The 20,356-nt window shown below is 32.2% G+C and carries 20 protein-coding genes; 1 reads left to right on the top strand and 19 read right to left on the bottom strand.

Going from position 1 to position 20,356, the window contains the following annotated elements:
- Window positions 1–120: 120 nt before the first annotated feature.
- From CIW83_RS03765 to CIW83_RS22605, 18 genes are all read right to left on the bottom strand, one after another.
- The gene (locus CIW83_RS03765) at window positions 121–1,284 is read right to left on the bottom strand and encodes a MalY/PatB family protein (RefSeq protein ID WP_094899543.1); all 1,164 of its coding nucleotides are present in this window, start codon (window positions 1,282–1,284) and stop codon (window positions 121–123) included.
- Window positions 1,285–1,316: 32 nt separating this feature from the next.
- Complete coding sequence (locus CIW83_RS03760; RefSeq protein WP_094899542.1) at window positions 1,317–2,264, bottom strand: ABC transporter ATP-binding protein; 948 nt, start codon at window positions 2,262–2,264, stop codon at window positions 1,317–1,319.
- A gap of 2 nt (window positions 2,265–2,266) precedes the next feature.
- Window positions 2,267–3,304 carry an iron ABC transporter permease gene (locus tag CIW83_RS03755; protein ID WP_143598512.1) on the bottom strand — a complete coding sequence of 346 codons (1,038 nt, stop codon included), beginning with the start codon at window positions 3,302–3,304 and terminating at the stop codon, window positions 2,267–2,269.
- A 26-nt stretch (window positions 3,305–3,330) separates the two neighbouring features.
- Window positions 3,331–3,930 (bottom strand): ABC transporter permease subunit, encoded by a 600-nt coding sequence (locus CIW83_RS03750; protein ID WP_094899540.1) that lies wholly within the window; start codon window positions 3,928–3,930, stop codon window positions 3,331–3,333.
- Window positions 3,920–5,002, bottom strand: coding sequence for an extracellular solute-binding protein (locus CIW83_RS03745; RefSeq protein ID WP_201259660.1), 1,083 nt, complete (start codon window positions 5,000–5,002; stop codon window positions 3,920–3,922). The genes CIW83_RS03750 and CIW83_RS03745 overlap by 11 nt, the downstream gene beginning before the upstream one ends.
- Before the next feature lie 307 nt (window positions 5,003–5,309).
- The gene (locus CIW83_RS03740) at window positions 5,310–6,266 is read right to left on the bottom strand and encodes a PepSY domain-containing protein (protein ID WP_158220002.1); all 957 of its coding nucleotides are present in this window, start codon (window positions 6,264–6,266) and stop codon (window positions 5,310–5,312) included.
- A 166-nt stretch (window positions 6,267–6,432) separates the two neighbouring features.
- Window positions 6,433–7,125 (bottom strand): PepSY domain-containing protein, encoded by a 693-nt coding sequence (locus CIW83_RS03735; RefSeq protein ID WP_094899538.1) that lies wholly within the window; start codon window positions 7,123–7,125, stop codon window positions 6,433–6,435.
- A complete protein-coding gene (locus tag CIW83_RS03730; RefSeq protein WP_094899537.1) occupies window positions 7,122–9,032 on the bottom strand; it encodes a helix-turn-helix domain-containing protein in 1,911 nt (636 codons plus the stop codon). The genes CIW83_RS03735 and CIW83_RS03730 overlap by 4 nt, the downstream gene beginning before the upstream one ends.
- A 147-nt stretch (window positions 9,033–9,179) precedes the next feature.
- Complete coding sequence (locus tag CIW83_RS03725; RefSeq protein WP_094899536.1) at window positions 9,180–10,331, bottom strand: amidohydrolase family protein; 1,152 nt, start codon at window positions 10,329–10,331, stop codon at window positions 9,180–9,182.
- The gene (locus CIW83_RS03720; protein ID WP_094899535.1) at window positions 10,322–11,473 is read right to left on the bottom strand and encodes an amidohydrolase family protein; all 1,152 of its coding nucleotides are present in this window, start codon (window positions 11,471–11,473) and stop codon (window positions 10,322–10,324) included. The genes CIW83_RS03725 and CIW83_RS03720 overlap by 10 nt, the downstream gene beginning before the upstream one ends.
- Window positions 11,474–11,486: 13 nt before the next feature.
- Window positions 11,487–12,875 (bottom strand): M14 family zinc carboxypeptidase, encoded by a 1,389-nt coding sequence (locus CIW83_RS03715; RefSeq protein ID WP_094899534.1) that lies wholly within the window; start codon window positions 12,873–12,875, stop codon window positions 11,487–11,489.
- A 69-nt stretch (window positions 12,876–12,944) separates the two neighbouring features.
- Window positions 12,945–14,543, bottom strand: a complete 1,599-nt coding sequence (locus CIW83_RS03710; protein ID WP_094899533.1) for an ABC transporter substrate-binding protein — start codon at window positions 14,541–14,543, stop codon at window positions 12,945–12,947.
- A gap of 19 nt (window positions 14,544–14,562) precedes the next feature.
- Entirely contained in the window at window positions 14,563–14,979 is a 417-nt protein-coding gene (locus CIW83_RS22620; protein ID WP_201259659.1) for an ABC transporter ATP-binding protein, read from the bottom strand.
- Between the two features lie 20 nt (window positions 14,980–14,999).
- Entirely contained in the window at window positions 15,000–15,551 is a 552-nt protein-coding gene (locus CIW83_RS22615) for an ATP-binding cassette domain-containing protein (RefSeq protein WP_201259658.1), read from the bottom strand.
- Window positions 15,552–16,520: an ABC transporter ATP-binding protein gene (locus tag CIW83_RS03700; protein WP_094899532.1), complete on the bottom strand. Its 969-nt coding sequence runs from the start codon at window positions 16,518–16,520 to the stop codon at window positions 15,552–15,554.
- 2 nt (window positions 16,521–16,522) lie between these two features.
- Entirely contained in the window at window positions 16,523–17,380 is an 858-nt protein-coding gene (locus CIW83_RS03695; protein ID WP_094899531.1) for an ABC transporter permease, read from the bottom strand.
- A gap of 12 nt (window positions 17,381–17,392) precedes the next feature.
- Window positions 17,393–18,007, bottom strand: coding sequence for an ABC transporter permease (locus CIW83_RS22610; RefSeq protein WP_201259657.1), 615 nt, complete (start codon window positions 18,005–18,007; stop codon window positions 17,393–17,395).
- 11 nt (window positions 18,008–18,018) lie between these two features.
- Complete coding sequence (locus CIW83_RS22605; protein WP_201259656.1) at window positions 18,019–18,354, bottom strand: ABC transporter permease; 336 nt, start codon at window positions 18,352–18,354, stop codon at window positions 18,019–18,021.
- A 244-nt stretch (window positions 18,355–18,598) separates the two neighbouring features.
- Here CIW83_RS22605 and CIW83_RS03685 point away from each other — a divergent pair, with 244 nt between their 5' ends.
- Entirely contained in the window at window positions 18,599–19,195 is a 597-nt protein-coding gene (locus CIW83_RS03685; RefSeq protein ID WP_094899530.1) for a TetR/AcrR family transcriptional regulator, read from the top strand.
- 78 nt (window positions 19,196–19,273) lie between these two features.
- On the opposite strand, the gene CIW83_RS22085 is transcribed toward CIW83_RS03685, so the two are convergent.
- Window positions 19,274–20,356, bottom strand: a 1,083-nt coding sequence (locus CIW83_RS22085) for a hypothetical protein (protein WP_201259655.1), incomplete at its 5' end; no start/stop codon positions are given.

Here is a 20,356-nt window from a genome sequence, read left to right as displayed (position 1 = left end):
TGCAAATAATTATAAATCATACTAAATGACTAGATTTTTAATTTCGAATATAAACATCTTAATATTCTAAAAAACCTCCAATGATATCTCATTGAAGGTTCCTATTAAAACTAATATTTATTAAACTTGCTGAACAGCTTTTCTTATTCTTTTTAGCCCATCTTCCAAAACTTTTCTCGGGCAGCCTATATTTAATCTAAAAAATCCTTCTCCTCCTATACCAAAGGTTGTACCATCATTTAGTTGAACTTTACCCTTGTTTATTAGAAGTTTATCTATTTCTTCTGAGGTTTTTCCCAAAGAACTAAAATCCAACCACATCAAAAACGTTCCTTCAGGCTTGTATACCTTTACTTCAGGAATATTTTTACTTATATAATCAACTGCAAAATCGGCATTATCCTCAATATATTTAAGGACTTCACTAAACCAGCTACTTCCATATTTATAAGCAGCTTCAAAACCAACTATAGAAAGTCCATTAGTATGACCTATTCCAATATTCTCAATAATCCCATTATAAAGTTTCCTTAAATCTTCATTAGGTATAATAGCTACAGAAGCAAATAATCCTGCAATATTAAAGGTTTTACTTGGAGCCATGAAAGTTATCGTATTATTGGCAAACTCATCAGATATAGATGCTAAAGGAGTATATTTATGTCCTTTGAAAGCAAGGTCGCAGTGTATATCATCTGATACCATTATGATGTTATTTTTTATACATAAATTTCCAAAAGCTTCAAGCTCCTCTCTTTGCCATACTCTACCAACTGGATTATGAGGGTTACAAATAATTACCATCTTAGTCTTTTCATCTATCTTATTCTCTAAATCAGTAATATCAATTTCATATCTATTCCCATTATTTTTTAATGAATTTTCTTCTACTATTCTATTATTATTCTCTATAACTGAGTAAAAAGGAGGATATACAGGAGGTTGGATTATTACCTTATCTCCTTCTTTAGAAAAAGCATTTACTGAAATACTGAGGCCCGATACTACTCCAGGAGTAAATACTAACCATTCCTTCTTAATCTCCCAATTGTACCTTGTCCTTACCCATTGAATTATAGATTCATAGAAAGAGTCCGGTCTATCATCATACCCTATAATACCATGGTCTATTGTCTTTTTCATAGCTTCCAATATTTCATCTGCAACTTTAAAATCCATGTCTGCTATCCACATAGGTAATAAATCATCATTGCCTGACCACTTTATGGAATTACTAGATTTTCTATCAATTACCTCATCAAAATTATATTTTGATCTACTCATTTTTATACACCTCACCTATAAACTCTCAAATTTTATATACTAATTCTATGTTCTATTTCTATGCCAACTAAATCTCCAATCTGAAAATCGCTACTTTCCTTTCCTGATAGATTCACATCTAATGAGTGTCTATCATTAGTAATTTTATACTCTGTATGCTGTCCCATAAAAATTTTATCTTTAACTATATATTCCCCATTAATATCTTTCGTAATCTTAATATCTTCTGGTCTAATGATATAAGTCTTACCATCTTCATTTAATAAATTAGACTTTCCAACAAAAGATGCTACATATTCACTAACAGGATAAAAATAAACTTCCCTCGAAGTGCCTACTTGTACTATATTACCCTTATCCATGACAACTATCTTATCAGATAAGCAAAGTGCCTCAGACTGATCATGGGTAACAAATATCATTGTGATTTTAAACCTTCTTTGAAGTTCTTTTAATTCTTCACGCATTCTACCCCTAAGACTTGCATCTAAATTGCTTAGAGGTTCATCTAGCAGAAGAATCTTAGGATTGGTAGCCATAGATCTAGCAAGAGCAACTCTTTGCTGCTGTCCTCCACTTAAATTTCCGACTCTACTATTCTCATATCCTGCAAGTCCTACTATATCTATATACTCCTTAGCTATTTCCATTGCTTTTCTCTTTTTTTCCTTACGATAAAATCTAATGCCATAGGCTACATTTTCTATTACATTCATATGAGGAAAAAGAGCATAGCTTTGAAAAACAGTAGAGATTGGTCTTTTCTCTGGTGGAAGATTAGTAATATTTCCTCTATCTAACAAGATTTCTCCACTATCTGGTTTTAAAAATCCCCCTAATAAATTCAAGGTAGTAGTTTTACCACATCCTGAAGGTCCCAATATAGTTATAAACTCTCCCTCTTTTACATCTAAATTAAAATTCTTAACTCCATTTTCTTTATCAAAAAGCTTAGTTAAATTTTTCAATTGTAAAAACATAGCTACACTCTCTCCTTACTTAATAGTCTCATAGCAATCAAATTGACTGAAACAGTTATAATGATTAGTAGACTAGCCATTACTGCTCCTAAGCCATATTGACCATTTGAAATATCCTTAAACATCTCAATACTAGCTACAACATTTCTTGGCGACACTAAGAAAATTATAGCTCCTACTGTAGTCATGCAGGCTGTAAATGTATTGATAAAGCTAGTAAGGAATGTGGATTTTAATAAAGGCAGTATAATACTTAAAAATATTCTAAATCTTGATGCTCCTAAATCTCTAGCTGCATCTTCAATCTTTTTATCAATCGTTGTAAAAGCAGCATTGGCAGCTTTGTTTGAAACCGATATATGTCTAAAGGTACAATTTAGTATTACTATAGCGAAAGTGCCTGTCAATAATAAAGGTTCTTTATTGAAAGCCACAATATAACCTAGTCCAAAAAATATTCCAGGAATAATATATGGTAGAGATGAAATAAATTCTATATTTTTCATCATAGGAATATTTCTTCTATGGGTATAGTATGATAATAAAATCCCTATTATTGAAGAAATAATACCAGAGGTTACAGAAAGAACAATACTCCTATATAAGGATGGCAAATACATAAATCTGACTTTTTCAAAATGTGCTAAAGTAAATACCAACTTACCAGATGAATTTGTAGATATAGCAGATAGAAATATATTACCGTATTTTAAAATCATTAAGATAAAAAATACTCCTGTTACTAACCCAAGTATAAACCTAAATCCAATTGGTAAGCTAAATTCATAATTATCTCCTCCAACAGCTTTAGTTCCATCAGATAAATTGTCTAATTTAGCCATATTTTTGCGATAAAAATAAAATGCAATTACGGCTGGTGGTATAAGGAGCACAGATATCGCTGCACCTTTTCCTAAGTCTGCTGCTGAAAATATAGTCATATATGCTTCTGTAGCCAATACCTTATACTTTCCTCCTATAATAATTGGAGTACCAAAATCAGCTAAATTCATAGTAAACTGTAAAAATAAAACAGACATAATGCCAGGAAAAACACTAGGTAAAATCACATGTAACAAAGTTCCATAGGTGTAGCACCTAAATCTCTAGATGCTAGTATTTGTCTCAAATCAATTGAATTTAATGTAGAAATAAGCATCATAGATGCAAGAGATATTTGTCCTATAGTTTGAAGCAAAACAATTCCTTGCCAGCCATAGGGGTTAACACTAAGTCCTAGTAAATTATGGGTTATAATTCCTCTACGACCAAAGAGCATAATCAATGCCAAAGCAGAAACAAATGGAGGAGATATCATAGTAATCATCAAAGATCGATGGATTATCTTTTTCAACTTTCCTCTTTGTAAAAAAGTATAGATCGCAATGCATAATGCAAAAAAAGTCCCAAGTATTGAAGATAAGGTTGAGACAAATAGGCTATTTCTTATTAATTTAAGATTTTGAGTGTTCAATAAATTTTTATAATTATTAAATGAGAAAACTCCATTTCGATATACAGATGTTGATATAACCATTACAATTGGATATAAGATAAAGACGAGTAAACTTATAATTACTGCAAATAAAATTAATTTATCTATTATATAGTCAAAAGAAAGAGTTGAAAATTCAACTCTTCCTTTTTTATCTTTACTATTTATCACCAACTAGAGCTCCCCATCTTTCAAGAATTGTATCTCTGTCTTTGCCCATTAATTCTAAATCAAAATCTATAAGTTTACTCTTATCTAATCCACTCATTAATTCTGGAGCATCTACATCATCTCTGGCCATGATTCTAGCATCTGCTTCTCTAAGTATTGTTTGTCCTTCTTGTGACAAGTACCAATCTATAAATACCTTTGCAGCCTCTAGGTTTTCTGTAGCTTTAAATATTCCTATTGGTGCAGGAGTCCATGGAATTAAATCTTCTGGATAAACTACGCTAGTTGGATTAGTATCTCCAGCAGCAAAAGTGCCGCCAGTAATAGCAACAACACCTATTGCAAATTCACCAGCTGCTACTTTTTCAAGTGGCTCTCCACCACCCTTTGCGTAGAATTGAATATTTTCGTCAAGTCGTTTGAAATAATCCCAAGCCTTTTCTTCTCCCCAAGCTTGAATAAGTCCACTGACTATAGCATAGTTAGTCCCTGATATTGCAGGGTTAGCCATCATTACTTCATCTTTATATTTTGGATCAGCTAAATCTTCCCAAGTCTTAGGAGCTTCAAGGCCTTTTTCTTTAAGAAGATCATTATTTACAATAAATCCAGCTGGAACTAATGCTAATCCAGAGAAATATCCATCTTTATCACAATATTGAGGATTTATAGCAGATACTTCTGGTGATTTATATGCTTCTAAATATCCTGCATCTCTAGCATTTAAATAACTATCGACTCCACCGCCAAACCAAATATCAGCAGTAGTCTTTCCATTTTCTGCTTGCAGCTTTGCAAGAGCTGAACCGGTTGACATACTTAACCATTCAATCTTTATACCTGTTTTTTCAGTAAAAGCATCAAATGAATTTTCAGCACCGCCATAAGCCACTAAAACTTCTAAAGTAGTTCCTTCAAATGGTTTATCATTTACAACTTCATCATCTTTTTTCTCAGTATCTTCACCAACTACTGGAGTTGTATTAGGATCTTCTATAGCTTCTTTCTTAGAACAGCCTGTAAATGTAAAAACCATAGCAAGTATTAACAACATTGCTATTATTCTCTTCATCGTATTTCCCCCTTGTACAAAATTTGTCAGAATTAGTCTATCATTCTGGTATATTGAAGTCAAATTAGGTTTATCTATAAGACTCTATCTAGCTATAGATATATTTTATACAATGTGATAACTATAAGATTTATTTGTCAACCTAACTAACTCATATATTAAGGGTTAAACCTCAATCAAATCTTATAAAGATAAAAAATAGAAATTTCCATTCGTTATAAAAAATACCCCTAGGGGATTTAAGTCCTCTAGGGGTTCTATTAGGGGAATTTATACAAAAATTCTGCACAAACAAATATTGTATTTATTATTTTCCATCTCTTTCAAATTTTAATATTGCTCCAGTTGTGGCATGAATCTCTATTTCATATTCATAATCCTTATTATACATTTCAATTTCATATTTTGGTGGATTATCATCCTTCTCAAATTCAATATCTTCAACTTTTGCATCTCTACCAATTTTATCTAAAGCAATTTTTATTGCTTCTTTCTCTGTAATATACTTTACATCGACTACTGGCTTTTTATCTTTATTTATTTTATCAGAGTTTCCTTTTATTTTATACTCATGCCCACAATATTCATCTTTATCTTTTATTTCCTTTGTTAAATCAAATACCTCTTTAGTTTCTGCATTAATCTTCATTAAATACTTATATTTAGAGGTTTTAACTTCTATTAAATAATGGGGAACTTTCTTTTCTAATTCAATTTCAAAGCCTGTTATAAATGCTTTTTCATCCTTTACCTCTTTTAATGCAATCATTTTAGCTTCATATTTTGAAATAAATCTTCCATTATTGGTTTTAATCTTATATTCTTTATCTTTAATCTTATCTACATGAACATCTTTAATCTCTCCAGTAGTTCCATGAACTTTTACCTTATATATTTTATAAATCTTAGGATTATTTATGGTAGTTATTTCAATAAGATAATGAGGGTCATCATAAGTTAATGCAATCTCATAATCTGTAACTTCTGATTTCTTCTTATCAACTTTTTTCATTGCAATTTCTATGGCTTTTTCCAAACCAATATATCTTTCACTTTTCACCTTATCTTCAGCTTTCTTATCTACTATCTTCTTGTCTTGAATTTTCTTAACTACTCCTTTGTTATTTAAAGCCTTAGTAGTAGAAACTTTAACACCCTTACTTGCCTCTGCCAATAAATTAGATGGAATAATAGGAGTTGTTAAGGATATAATTAATGCTCCTGCTAAAATAGGCAATGTTTTTTTAATTGTTTTCTTTGTCATGAAAATCATCTCCTTATCTTTTTCTTAATTCTATTTCTTAATTTCATTCTATGATTTTTCATGACTATCAACAAGTTCAAATACTATCAAAAACCTTCTTTTTTAGATATCCAACATGTATAGAATCCTTGTGTTTGTTTTTTGTATATCTAGTATTTGCAACGTTTCAATCGTCAATCTCATCTTTTTCAAAATCTATTACTGCACCAGTTATAGCATGAATTTCTATTTCGTATTCATAATTTCCTAACACAATTTCTAGATTATATTTTGGTGGATTGTCATCAAGATCTGATTCTATTTTAATTAATTTTGCCCCTGATCCTACTTTATCTAATCCAATCTTTGTTGCCTCATCTGTGGATATATATTTAGAATTCACTATTGCTTTTTCTTCTTTTGATTTATCTTTTTTATCCTTCTTATCCTTCTTATCTTTTTTGTCCTTTTTATCCTTTTTATCTTTATTAGGCTTATCTTTATTTGGCTTGTCCTTGTCACTTGATTTATCACTCTTAGGCTTTTCTTCTTTTGAAGGTTTATTTTCTTTTGGCGGATTATTATCTGCCACTTCTGTTTTACTCTTTGGATCATCCTTTGAATTATCATCTGAACTATTGCTTCCAATTTCTTCAAGCTGTTCTTCTTCAATAGATTCAGCTTTATTTTCTCCTAATTCTTTACCTTGTTCTTCTGGTTTTTTCACTATATCTCCCGAGTTTTTATCAACTACTGTTGGAGTGTCTTGATTTACAATGCTCTTATCCATTGTTGTCAGCTTGATTGTAGTGGCTATAAGACCCATGGATAAAATTATTACTAATATTATAAGTATTTTTACTATAGTATTTGTTTTCAATTGGACAACTCCTCCTTTCGTAGCTTTCTAAATTCCTCAGTAGTCATACCAACCTTCCTCTTAAACAAAGTATAAAAATATCTGTTATCATAATACCCTACTGCTTCAGAAATATCTTTGGCAGTATTATCTGTATTGATTAGCAACTCCTTAGCCTTATCTATCCTGCAGCTAATAATATAATCATTAAGAGTGACTCCCTTTTCAGATCTAAAAATTTGTCTAATATATCCTAATGATAAATTTACTTCCTCAGCTATTTCATCTACAGAAAAATCTTGTCTAGTAAAGTTGTTCAATACATACTCCTCTATTTTGTCCGCAATAGAATCCTTATTTACAGAAGCAGCAACTTTACTATTTTCTATTTCATTATATAATATTACTTGATTTTCACCAATAGACATAGCATATTGAACCGCCAATATAGCATACCTATGACTAAACTTAATACTATCAAGGCTATTGACAACAGTTCCTATTCCTATGGAAACCGTTATATCTAAGTCCTCTACTATAAGTCCCTGTAAATTAACCAATTCCTCCATAATATTCTCCATTTTACCATCATCAAAATCATCTTCATTGATTATACAACTTATGGAATTTGAAGAAGTAATAGCTGCCACCCATTTGACATCTATTTCCATAATATCAAGTACTTTTTCTAAAAGGTCTAAAGAAGAATTGGAATCATCAGCCATAATAGCTAAAGTTAAAAATTTCTCTTTTGAAAAACCTAGAATCTTTTCAGCAGAATCATTATAGTTTCCATTAAATATCCTAGATACATGAGATCTTACATTCTTTAGTATAAGACTATTATAAGCCTCTCCTAAGAAGGTATATTCATCTACACCAACTACATTATCTATAGAGGGATCTTTCCTCATATTTTTTATGAGTTTATCCAAAGGCTCATAAATCCTCTTAGCTGAAAAAATGCTGACCAATAGACTAATAAACATTGCAATAATGAAAAATAAAGCAATTACTCTGTTTATCTGGGTAGTCTCAGCCTTTATTAGAGAATAAGGTACTATACTAATAAATACGAATCCTATATTCTCAGCCTTTTTAAAGGTTATAAAGGATTTTTCTCCTAGGTATTCTCCTGTGAATCCATCTTCATCATTTGGATTATTAGCTATACTTCTGTAAATATCACTTCTAGGTAAAGGCTTAGCAAAACCTGTACCTTGTGAACCTGATATAATCTTACCTCCACTGTTTGCAATCAGCATAATTTCCTTTCTATTAGCTGTATTCAATAAACTAGACAATTTATTTTGATCTATATTAACTATTATCCCTGAATCAAGTTTACCATCTTCATTATTTGCTGCATATACAATAGAAATATAATCCTTATTATATTTAGTCCCGTAGATACTATAGGAGGTCTTTCTTGGAAAGAATACTTCATTTTTATATGAGTTATAATGCTTTTCAAAGTCATTAAACAGTTCTACAGAAGATTTATCATAGAAAGTCTCTATGGATTGAGGAGGATAGATATTAGATATAATCAAATTAGCCTTCTTATTTATTATATATACAGAGTCAACCAAATCATCTTTAAATGCAGCATTGTCTATGATCTTAGATGCTATTTTAATATCTTCTTCATATATATCTGCTCCTTGTAGAGTCCTCCTTATATCTTCATCTCTAGACCATAGGACATAAAAATCTCCGTAGATATTTGTCAAAGCATAATAGGCAGTATTGTAGGACTGCCTCATTAAATCTCTTTGGGATTCATTGGTCTTAGCCTTAGTTCTGGAGGACACAAAATAGGATACAACAGCCATTAGAATACTTGTAAGTAAAATAGAGGTTATTAAATATGAAATTATCAATCTAACTAGCAATCTATTATTCGTCAGTAATTTTTTAAAATTCATATCACACTTCCTAAAAATATTGATGATTTAATTATATTCTTAATGACTAAGTAAATCAAATAATATATCTAAGCCAGAGGCGGGGGAATCCTCTGGCTTAAATATATTACTCTGTTATAACAAGCTTATTTTCAGTTTCGAACTTTCCTATTGGTTGTAAACAACCTTTCCGTTGATTATTGTATATACTACAGCGGCATTAGTATCTAATGCTGGAGTACCTTTGAAGATAACTAAATCAGCGTCTTTACCCTTTTCAATTGACCCTACTCTATCATCAACTCCAATTATTTTAGCTGGATTTATAGTAAGCATATTGATTACTCTTTCTATATCTCCTCCAAATCTAACTACTTCTCCAGCTTGAACAAAGATTACATCGGGATTTAATATAGGTCCATCTGTCATTATTGAACATAGAACTCCTCTTTTATCTAATTCTATAAGGCTGAATATATCAATTTTTCCACATTCACCAGGTAAAAGCAACACTCCTATAGGTCCGTAAATAACTCCTTTACAACCTGAATTTACAATATCATCATAATAGTCACTAGCACCCCATGCATGATCTAAGGTAAAATCTATATTAAATTCCTTAGCAACTCTTATAGTAGTCAACATATCAAATTGCTCACAATGGACTTTTAATGGAATCTCTTTTCTAAGAACCCTACATACATTTTCTAGTCCTAAATCAAAAGGAGGTTCCTTTGACTTATCATCCTTTGCAGCTTCTTTTTTCCTCATATATTCTTGACCTTTAATTAAGGTTTCTCTCATTACATTAGCAATTCCCATGCGAGTCATAGGCATTTGGTTTCTTTTTCCATAGACCCCTTTAGGATTTCCTCCGAGGGCCATTTTTAAAGCTATTGGATTTTTAATACACATATCTTCTATACTGTGTCCATAGGATTTGACAGCACACACAAGTCCACCTACTACATTACCACTCCCAGGAGCAATAGCAGAAGTAGTAATTCCTGATCTAATAGCCCTCTCAAACATATTTGATTTTGTATCTATAGAATAAACTGCTTCAACTTCAGGAGTAGAATTCTTAGTCATTTCATTCAAATCCTGATCGCTCATATCTGTACCAAATCCTCCTATATGACTATGGGCATCTACTATACCTGGAGTTACAACAAGACCATCAGCATCTATTACATCTTCTGCATCCCATTCTAAATCTTCTCCCACATCCACAATTTTTCCATCTTCTATCACAATATAACCCTTTTCAATAACCCTATTGGCAGAAGTATATATTTTAGCATTCCTTATTACCAGCATGATTCAACCCTCCTAGTATTTAGGATATTTTCTCCATTGATAAATGCAGCTTCAACTCTAGCTGTATAAGTTTCTATAGGATTTTCTGTCCATATAATAATATCCGCATCCTTACCGATTTCTATAGACCCTATTCTATCGTCTACACCAAGAATCTTAGCTGGAATAGAAGTAATCATCCTAAGTACATCATTACTCTTTAAACCATACTTATAACATAATATAGCATTCCACAATAAGGATTCCTTCCCTGATGAAACATTATCACCACAGGAGCTAATAGCAATATCTACTCCATTTTCCATAAGTTTTTTTATTCCTTCTAAGTCTACTTTACTATTTACGGAGGACATAGCATTAGTTAAATCTCCCAAAATCACACTAAATTTATTTCCAATAATATTTCCAGTATTTTCATTTACACCAAAAGCACCTGTAAAAACAATATCTATAGGAAAATCCTTTAATGCTAATTCCACAGCATCCATTTCAGATTTAGTATTACAGTTTACAAATAACGGAACTTCTCTATTTATTAATTTTTGCAGAGCATCAGACTTAGAATCATAATCTTTATTATCATTATTCCTATAATCCAAAGCCTTTATAATTGCTTGTTTTAAAAGTGCAAAGGCACCCATCCTAGTCATAGGACAAGTATTGCGAGTACCATATACCTTTTTTGTCTCTGTAGCTACAGAGGATACCATTCCTATCTTTTCTTTCACCAGCATTTCATAAGGATGTTTTCCATAAGTCTTAAATACTGCTGCATATCCTCCTAAAACATTGGAAGTAGAAGGTGTGATAGCTGCACTAGTTACTCCATATTCAAAAACTCTTTGAAACAGCATGCTATCCTGATCAAAAGAATAAACCACATTCATATCTGGAGTAATAGGGTCTGAAGCTTCCTTTAAGTCATCATCTCCCCATCCAGGCCCTTTACATCCCCATATATTGAGAGACTCTATAAATCCTGGAAATATTACCTTTCCTCTAGCATCAAATATTTCAATGTCATTAGAAACTTCAATTGAATGTCTAATATCTTTGATATGGCTACCATCTATTAATATATCTACATCTTCTAATATATTTCCCTTTCCGTCATGAACAGTTCCACCTCTAATAAGAATCATCAGTTTATCCCCCTTAGTTCCTGTTTAAATAATCTGCTACTAATAGACCACATTCAAGCTGAATACTCACAAGTTTCTTAATAGGTACAACCTCATAATCAATTTCTTTTTCTAATAATTCACTTAGTTCCTTTAATCTCTCTTCTGCATTGTTAAAGGCTTTTTGTAAAATTAATTTCTTTTCAGAATCATCTTCATTATCTTTTTCCATCTTTAACAGTTCAATTTCATTAGCCCTAACTAATAAACCATAGGACAACATTTTATAGAATTTAGAGATTAATAAATTATCGAATTTTTCAGCCACAGTAGCTATCTTAGCAAAATCTGGATTTTCATTGACCATTTTCTTAGTGGCTTCATTACTTTCATCATTATCAGTAAAAGCTTCCAATGCCAATCTAAAAGGATTTTTTTTATCCATATACTGAATTCCACTATTTAACGTTTCTTTAATAAAAATATCTGCTTCTTGACTAAATTCCATGCTCTTCAAAACTGCATCTTTTCTAGTTATATCAGATGGTGACAAGTCATTTATTCTTTTATCATAAAAATATGGCAGCTCCGTTAGAAGGGTAAAAGCTCCGCAAACTTCTTTAGCATAGTCTGCACTACAGGTTCCTACCTTAATAACACTCTCAGGATTAGAAATACCATACTTCTCCAAATAATCGTAGTTTTGACGAATACCCAAATCTTGATAAATTGCAGGACTAAAGGCTACACAATAGGGAGCTTCTGGTTCTCCTAAATTAAGAGGAATACCCTGTTTTTTAGCAGCATTTCTCATATCATCATAAATCTCTCTAGTTTCTCTGGATATATACCAGTAAACGCCTCCAAAGCCTGCATTGTGTAAGGAATATATGAACTTTGGTTTGATTTTATCAATCAGGTCCATCATAGCCTTAGTTTCAGGAATAGTATCATGAAAATGTAAGTTCTTATAATCTATGGGGAAAGTCCAATCAACCTGCTGATGACCTGCTGGTCTAAAGAAGTTTCTTGCATAATTATATAAAGTAAAAGGTCCTTTGAACCAGTTTTCATTAAGTTTTGTACCATCTGCATCCCATGATTTAACTATATACCAAGTATAGTCTAGTTCATCCCTTAGCTCCTTGTTTTCAGCAAGTTCTCTTGTAAAATATTCAAGCATCATTGCTCCTATAGGTTCATTTGGATGAGGACATCCAAACATAAGAGCATTATTAGAGCCATTACCTATTTTTAGACAATACAATGGATGGTTATCTCTAGTTCCACCCATCTCAAATAATTCTACTATCTCTGGAAATTCTTCAGCTAATTTTTTACTACTAGCATCCATCTCCTCTACAGTTAAAAATTCCTTATATTCAGGTATATTATTTATTACATCATCAAATATCTTTTTCATTGTTTAACCTCCTAATGGAGGCTAATTACATATCTTTAAGATATGCAATTAACCTTTTAAATTAATAGACTATTTTAAGTCAGTAAATGTATATTCTGCCCATCCCCATTTTCCAGCACCATCTATTGGTAGATTAATAAATTGAACATTATTAGCATCATATCCAGCAAATGCTACTATTGGAATATAAGGAAGATCTTCAGCAAGTATTGCTTGAGCTTTTTTATAATATTCAGCTCTCTTAGCTTGATCACCAGTAGAGGCTCCTTGAACTAACAAATCATCAAATTCTTTATTACTGTATTCACCATAGTTACTTCCTACACCTGTACCAAAACGTTTCTGTAAAGCAGCTGGATCTGGTCCCATAAATCCACCTTGTAACTCAAGCATAAAATCCCTCTGTGTCCCAACTTTATCAAACCAAGCATTATACTCATGAACTTGAACCTTTAATTCTATACCAGCTTTAGCTAAAGTTGCTTCCATTAGCTTAGCCGCATCGGGATATCCTGAGCCTTCAAATACATCTATAGTAAGGCCTCTTACATAGAAACCATTGGCATCTTTTTTGTATCCAGCATCTTCTAAAATCTTTATGGCTTCTTCAATATTGAATCTAGGAGATGTTTCTTCACTATTTGAAACCCATTCAATTAACGAAGGATACATATTATATTCTGGTTTTTGTACTCCGTTATAGATTTTTTGAGATATCTCTTCTTTATTGATGGCAGTTGCTATAGCTTTTCTTAAATTCACATCCTGTAAGGTCTTATCCTTTAAATTAAATATAATCCTCATAGGAGATGGATATTCATTTAAGGCCAATCTAATATTGCCATTTGCCTCCATTTCTGCTACATTTGCTGATGGCACATTTTCATACACATCTATATCACCGTTTAACAATGCTTGAACAGCAGTGGCATCATCAGGAATAATGGAAAATATTATCTTATCTAGCTTTGGAGCACCTTCATGATAGTTAGGGTTGGGAATCAAAGTAATACTTTCCCCTTGTTTGAACTCTGAGAATTTAAATGGTCCAGAACCTATAGGATTCTTGGAGGCTGGGTTCTCTTCCCATGGTTGTCCATTATTATATACATGCTCTGGTAATATGAAAGTAGCATACCAACCTAAATCAGCAATGAAGGAAACATCTGCCTGATTCATATTAAACACAACAGTATAATCGTCTGGAGTATCAATAGAATCAACTATGGATAATCTTGAACTCATATAATAGGATTCATTAGCTTTTATTGTGTCAAAGGTATATTTCACATCCTCGCTAGTTACATTTTCACCATCATGCCATTTCACATCTTTTCTTAAGTAAAAAGTAATTGCCTTTCCATCCTCACTTACATCCCACTTAGTAGCTAAATCAGGTATAATTTGTTTACTAGCATCTAGCTTAACAAGCCTATTATATATATTCTGTACAATAGGATAGGCATTGTCATCTGGTAAAGTATCTGGGTTAAAAGACATTGGATCTCCAGAAGCTCTTACTATTAATACCTTTTCTTTTCCCGGCTTGCTTTCTCCACCTTTTTCACCTTCAGACGGAGTATTAGTTGTAGTCTTAGGAGTACATCCTATTACCATTACAGTGACTAGAACTAAAGCTATGATTGTTAAAAATAACTTTCTCTTCATATTAACCCTCCTTGTCAAATTAGTCTAATCTATCACAAGCTACCATATGACCTGGCCAAACTTCATAGGTAGAAGGATATTTTTTGAAACACTCATCAGTAGCCTTAAAACATCTTGGTGCAAAATAACAGCCTGGTCCTGGATTAACAGGTGTAGGTGGCTCTCCTTCAATATTTATCTTATTCATAATCTCTTCTGGATCAATAGAGCCGCAGTTTGAAATCAAAGTTTGAGTATATGGGTGCCTTGGATCTTTAACCACAGTATCACTATCCCCATATTCAACAACTTTTCCCAAATACATAACTGCTACCTTATCAGAAATATATCTAGTTAAAGCAATATCATGGCTAATAAAAATAACAGCAGCATTTTTCTCCTTACTTAGCTTCAGCAGCATATTTATGATTTCAGATCTTACAGATACATCTAACATAGAAACAGGTTCATCAGCTATTATAACTTAGGGTTAAGAAGCATGGCACGTAAAATAGATATCCTTTGCAATTGTCCTCCTGATAATTCATGGGGATATCTTTTCATAATATCCTCTGCAGGCCGTAATCCTCCAGACTCTAAAGTTTCTAAACAAATTTTTCTTCTTTCATCTAATGTCTTTCCAATAGAATGGATATCTAAAGGCCTCATTAAAATCTTTTCAATAGTATCTCTAGGCGTAAAAGAGTCATAGGGATTTTGAAATACAATTTGTACCAATCTTCTAAAATCCTTGGGATTGTTTTTCATAAGTTCCCCTGTTGATATATCATCAATGAGTACGTCTCCTTTAGTAGGGTTTTCAAGTCTAGCAAGAATTCTACCTAAAGTAGATTTTCCACATCCAGACTCTCCAATAACTCCAAGTACCTCTCCCTTTTCTAGCTCCAAAGACACACCATCAACAGCCTTTACCCACTGTTTTCCCTTTACCCCTCCTTTAAAGCCTCTCTTTAGGGGATACCACATAGATACATCATCAATTTTTATATAGGAACTTTTCTTTTCCATCTATTCCTCACCTCCATATAGATGACAGCTTAAATTTCTTCCATCCTTCATTTCTAACTTGGCAGGCTTGTCCCTTCTGCACTTATCCGTTACATATTTACAACGTGGAGCAAAGACGCATCCATCATATAATTTAGATAAATCTGGTAAAAATCCACCTATTCCCTCTAATTTTAGTTTATCTCCCTTAAGGGAAGGAAAAGAAGATAATAAACCTTTGGTATATGGATGTAACGGTTCCTTTAGAACATCTTTTACATATCCTATTTCCATGAGTTCTCCGGCATACATAATGGCTACCTTATTGCAAGATGTGGCCACTACAGACATATCATGAGTGATCATAATCCTAGTCATATCTAAATCCTTCTCCATCTTTAGCACTTCATCAAGTATTTGCCCCTGAGTTACAACATCTAGAGCAGTAGTAGCTTCATCCATTACCAATAACTTTGGATTATGAATAAGGCTTATGGCAATAGAAACTCTTTGAAGCATACCTCCCGATAATTCGTGGGGATATAGATTATATACTCTTCCAGATAAATTAACTAATTCAAGCAAACTGGAAATTCTATCGAATATCTCTTTTTTAGTAGCCTTAGGATGGTGAACCTTATAAATATCCTCTACTTGAGTACCTATTCTATGAACTGGTGATAGAGAATTCATAGATTTTTGAAAAACTACAGATAATTCATTCCATCTAATCTTTTTAAGTTCCTCTTCAGATAATTTAGTTAAATCACGTCCTATAAATTCAGCAACTCCTGAAATCTTCGTACTTCTATCGGGCAAAAGTCTAAGCAAAGCCATAGCTAAAGTAGACTTTCCTGAACCCGATTCACCAACAATACCTAAAGAATCCCCTTTATGAATCTTGAAACTTATATCTTTTACAGCATATACACTTTTATGTTTATTTACATAGGTAACGTTAAAATTCTTTAAATCTAATATACTTTCCATCCTTAAACACCCCTTTTAGTCATATGCTTAGGATTAAGTACATGGTTTAATCCATCTCCTAAGAGATAAAATATAGTTACTGTAATTACAATAGCTACTCCAGCATAAGTTGCCACCCACCATGCACTGGTAATATAAGGTTTCCCTTCATATATCATTTGTCCCCAACTAATAGTATTAGGATCTCCAAGCCCTAGAAAGCTAAGGCCTGCTTCTGTTAATATAGCATTTGACATTCCAACTGTTGTATTAGCTATAACAGGGAATATACCATTTGGAATAATATATTTAAATAGTATCTGGCTTTTAGTCTCACCCATGGCAGTAGCAGCCTTAACGAAAGTTCTTTCTCTCAATGATAATGCCTGGGCTCTCATAAGCTTTGCATTACTTGGCCAAGTAGTAAATCCTATTACAATCATTACATTGATAATACTATTACCAAACAAAGCAATAATAAGGAGTATTAAAAAGAATGTAGGAAGCATCATAAATATATTTATAATCTCAGATACAATCTGATCTATTTTCCCGCCAAAGAAACCTGCAATCCCTCCAATTAAAATTCCTAGTATTCCAGAAATAAGAGCTGAAATAACAGCTACTTTAAGGGAGGTTCTGGTCCCATATATAATCATACTGTAAACATCTTGACCCATTTTATTGGTCCCGAGTATATGACCGTTTTCTCCAACTTTATTTAATATATCTCCTCCAAAATAATATGGATCCTGACTTGAAATAAATGGTGCAAATATAACAATTACTAAAAGGAAAATAATTCCTAAGACTCCAAACATAAGCTGTTTATCATTTATAATAACTTTCTTAGCTCTATCAATAACCTTCTTTATATTCATCATGAACCCTCCTTAGTACCTAATTCTTGGGTCGAATACTGCGTATACAATATCTACAATCATCATTACAACTGCAACTGAAATTGACATTACAAGATATATTCCCATTAGAGTAGGATAGTCTCTCTGGGTAATAGCTGTAAGTACCAATCTACCAGTGCCAGGCCATGCAAAAACAGTTTCTATGAGAGCTACTCCAGTAATTAGATAAGCCATAGATATACCAAAAATTGTAATGGTAGGTAAAATAGCATTTCTAAAAATATATTTATTAAATATCTTTTTCTCACTCATACCCGTAGCCCTTAAGGTAAGAATAAAATCCTCATTGGTGACCTGTAAAATAGAAGACTTTGCAATTCTAAAATAAAGAGGAATCTCAACCAATAAAAGTGTACCTACAGGAAGTATCATATGTTTCATTACATCCATCACATAAGCCATTCCAGTATAAGAAGCTCTAGGGTCTGTCATTCCATAGGTAGGAAGTAGTTTTAAAACAGATGAAAATATGATAATGAGCATTAGCCCTAGCCAAAAGGAAGGCATAGAATTTAGTATATAAGAAAAACCTGAAAAAATAACATCAATAATTGACCCCTCTTTTCTTGCTGCTACAATCCCCATTAATGTACCTATTATAAGGATAGTATGCCTGAAGTTAAAACTAGTAAAATAGTTGCAGAAAGCTTTTCAGAAATCATTTCCGTTACGGGCCTGTTGTAAATAATAGATGTTCCCAAATCACCAGTTAAAGCGGTTTTTAAATAAACAACAAATTGAGTAGGTAACGGCTTGTCCAACCCATATTTTTGTTCTAATGCAGCTCGCAGTGCCGGATCATCAGTTTCTTTTCCCATAAGAGTCTTTATAGGATCCCCAGGGGCTAATCTAATAATTATAAAATTAATAGAAAAAACTATAAGAATCGTTAGTAGCCCCGTCAAAATTCTCTTTCCTATGTATTTTTTCACCTAACTCCCTCCCATTTCTTTTGTAATGTAACGCTTTAATGTTCAATGGTGAACCTGTTCACCTCTAAAATGTTATTAACACAATAACATAATAAAGTCTTTATGTCAATTATTTTTTTGAAAATTTTTTCTTTTCTAAGTTTTTAGATTCCCTAAAGAATTTAGTAATTTTACTTTTTTTTTCCTAATAATTTGCTATAATGTTAGTTAAACAATAAAGTTTTATTTATTAAAGGAGGAAAACATGCCTAAGCAAACGTTTTTTAACTTACCTTCTGATAAAAAAGAAAAAATAACTCTTGCGGCTTATGAAATATTTACTAACGAAGAATATGAAAAGGTGAGCATTAGGAGCATAACAGGTAAGGCTGAAATTTCAATAGGTAGCTTTTATAAATATTTTGATGATAAAGATGACCTTTATTTATATCTATTAAGTAATATTGAAAAAAAAATATATGCTAAAGAAAAAGAAAAGACAGGATATTTTCTAATGAATAGCGAAGTTATTCCTATCGAAGAAATATGTACTCCAGAGGAAATAGAATTTAATCGTACCTGGTACAGAGCACCCATAGAAGTTATGATGAAATTTTACTTTGGCAAGTACAGCAAAGAATTAAATAGCAATGTAATGGACGAGCTAGTGGAACTTAAAAACTCTGGCAAGCTAAAAGACTCTGTAGACATAGATTTTATTTTCCATATCTATGCAACTTCAATGTTTAATATATTAATATATTTTCGTGATAACAATATAACAGATGTAAATGAAAAACTTAAAATGAAGATAAATTATTATACTGAACTATTTCTTAAAGGAATTTTAAAAACGGAGTAGAGAACAATTAATTGTCCTCTACTCCGTTTTACTTTACATTTTTTGTTATAGTCCTATTTTGTCATATAAATCTATATTTTATTTTGCATATAACTTAATACCTGTTGTATCAAAGTATTGTAGCAATTCTGGTAATACATCAACTGATACTTTTTCACCGTCCTCAGTGATAAAAGTGTTGTTGTTAAGCTTAATATAAACTGGATTGTTCGAGTTATACCACTCTACTAGCTTAGCTTGTGCTCTTGGGTTATTATTTAGGTAATCTGTATCAAAAGCCTCATCACCTATAATAACTGCACTAACTGGAAGGTCTTCTATATCTCCTACTAATGTTATCTTTCCTTTGGCTACTTCTGTTAATGTAGCTCCATCTTCACCTGTAAATATTACTTCTATTTGCAAGTTTGACGCTACTACTCCCTCATGTGCTCTATATGTTGCTTTATATAATCCTGGCTCAACCTCTGTCATCTCATTTCCAAGCCTATTAGCTGAAGGTCCAAATGGAAGCATTATTCTATAATATGCTTTACCTCCTGATGGTGCATTAAAGCTTATTTCTAAGGTTTCATCACTTCTAAGCTCAGTATTTTCAGTTGGCTGGAGATTTGTAATTCTTGCTGGTTCTGGATCAACAGGTCCTTCACCTGCTATTATCTTAACTTTTCCTTCTGCCATTTGTGTTATTTCGTATCCATATTCATTTCTATATACTACTTCAATCAATAAATTTTCTGCTCCTGTTTCTTCTGGCACCGTCCAAGTTCCAGTATATAATCCATCTTCTTCTGTCATTGGTATTCCTATTTCATTGCTTTGTAACCCAAATGGAACCATTATTCTAAAATATCCTTGCCCTCCTGTAGGTGCATTGAAGCTAACTCTTAATACATCCCCTGCTCCAAGTTCTATATCTTCTGATGGCTGGATATTTGTAATAGTTGGTGACTCTAACTCTACTAATACAGTTCTTACAACTGTAGTTACATTTCCTGCTCCATCAGTTGCTTTTACAGTAATAGTATTTTCACCTTGGTCTAGCATCAATCTTTCATGGAAACTATTAGATTCATCTACTAATATCTCTTTATCATTTATCTCTAATTTCGCTAAACCAATATTGTCGGTTACAGTACCTCTTACATGAACTGATTCTTC

It is taken from the genome of Tissierella sp. P1 (assembly GCF_002266425.1).
Taxonomy (GTDB): Bacteria; Bacillota; Clostridia; order Tissierellales; family Tissierellaceae; genus Tissierella; species Tissierella carlieri.
This window is presented reverse-complemented; position numbering and strand designations above follow the sequence as displayed.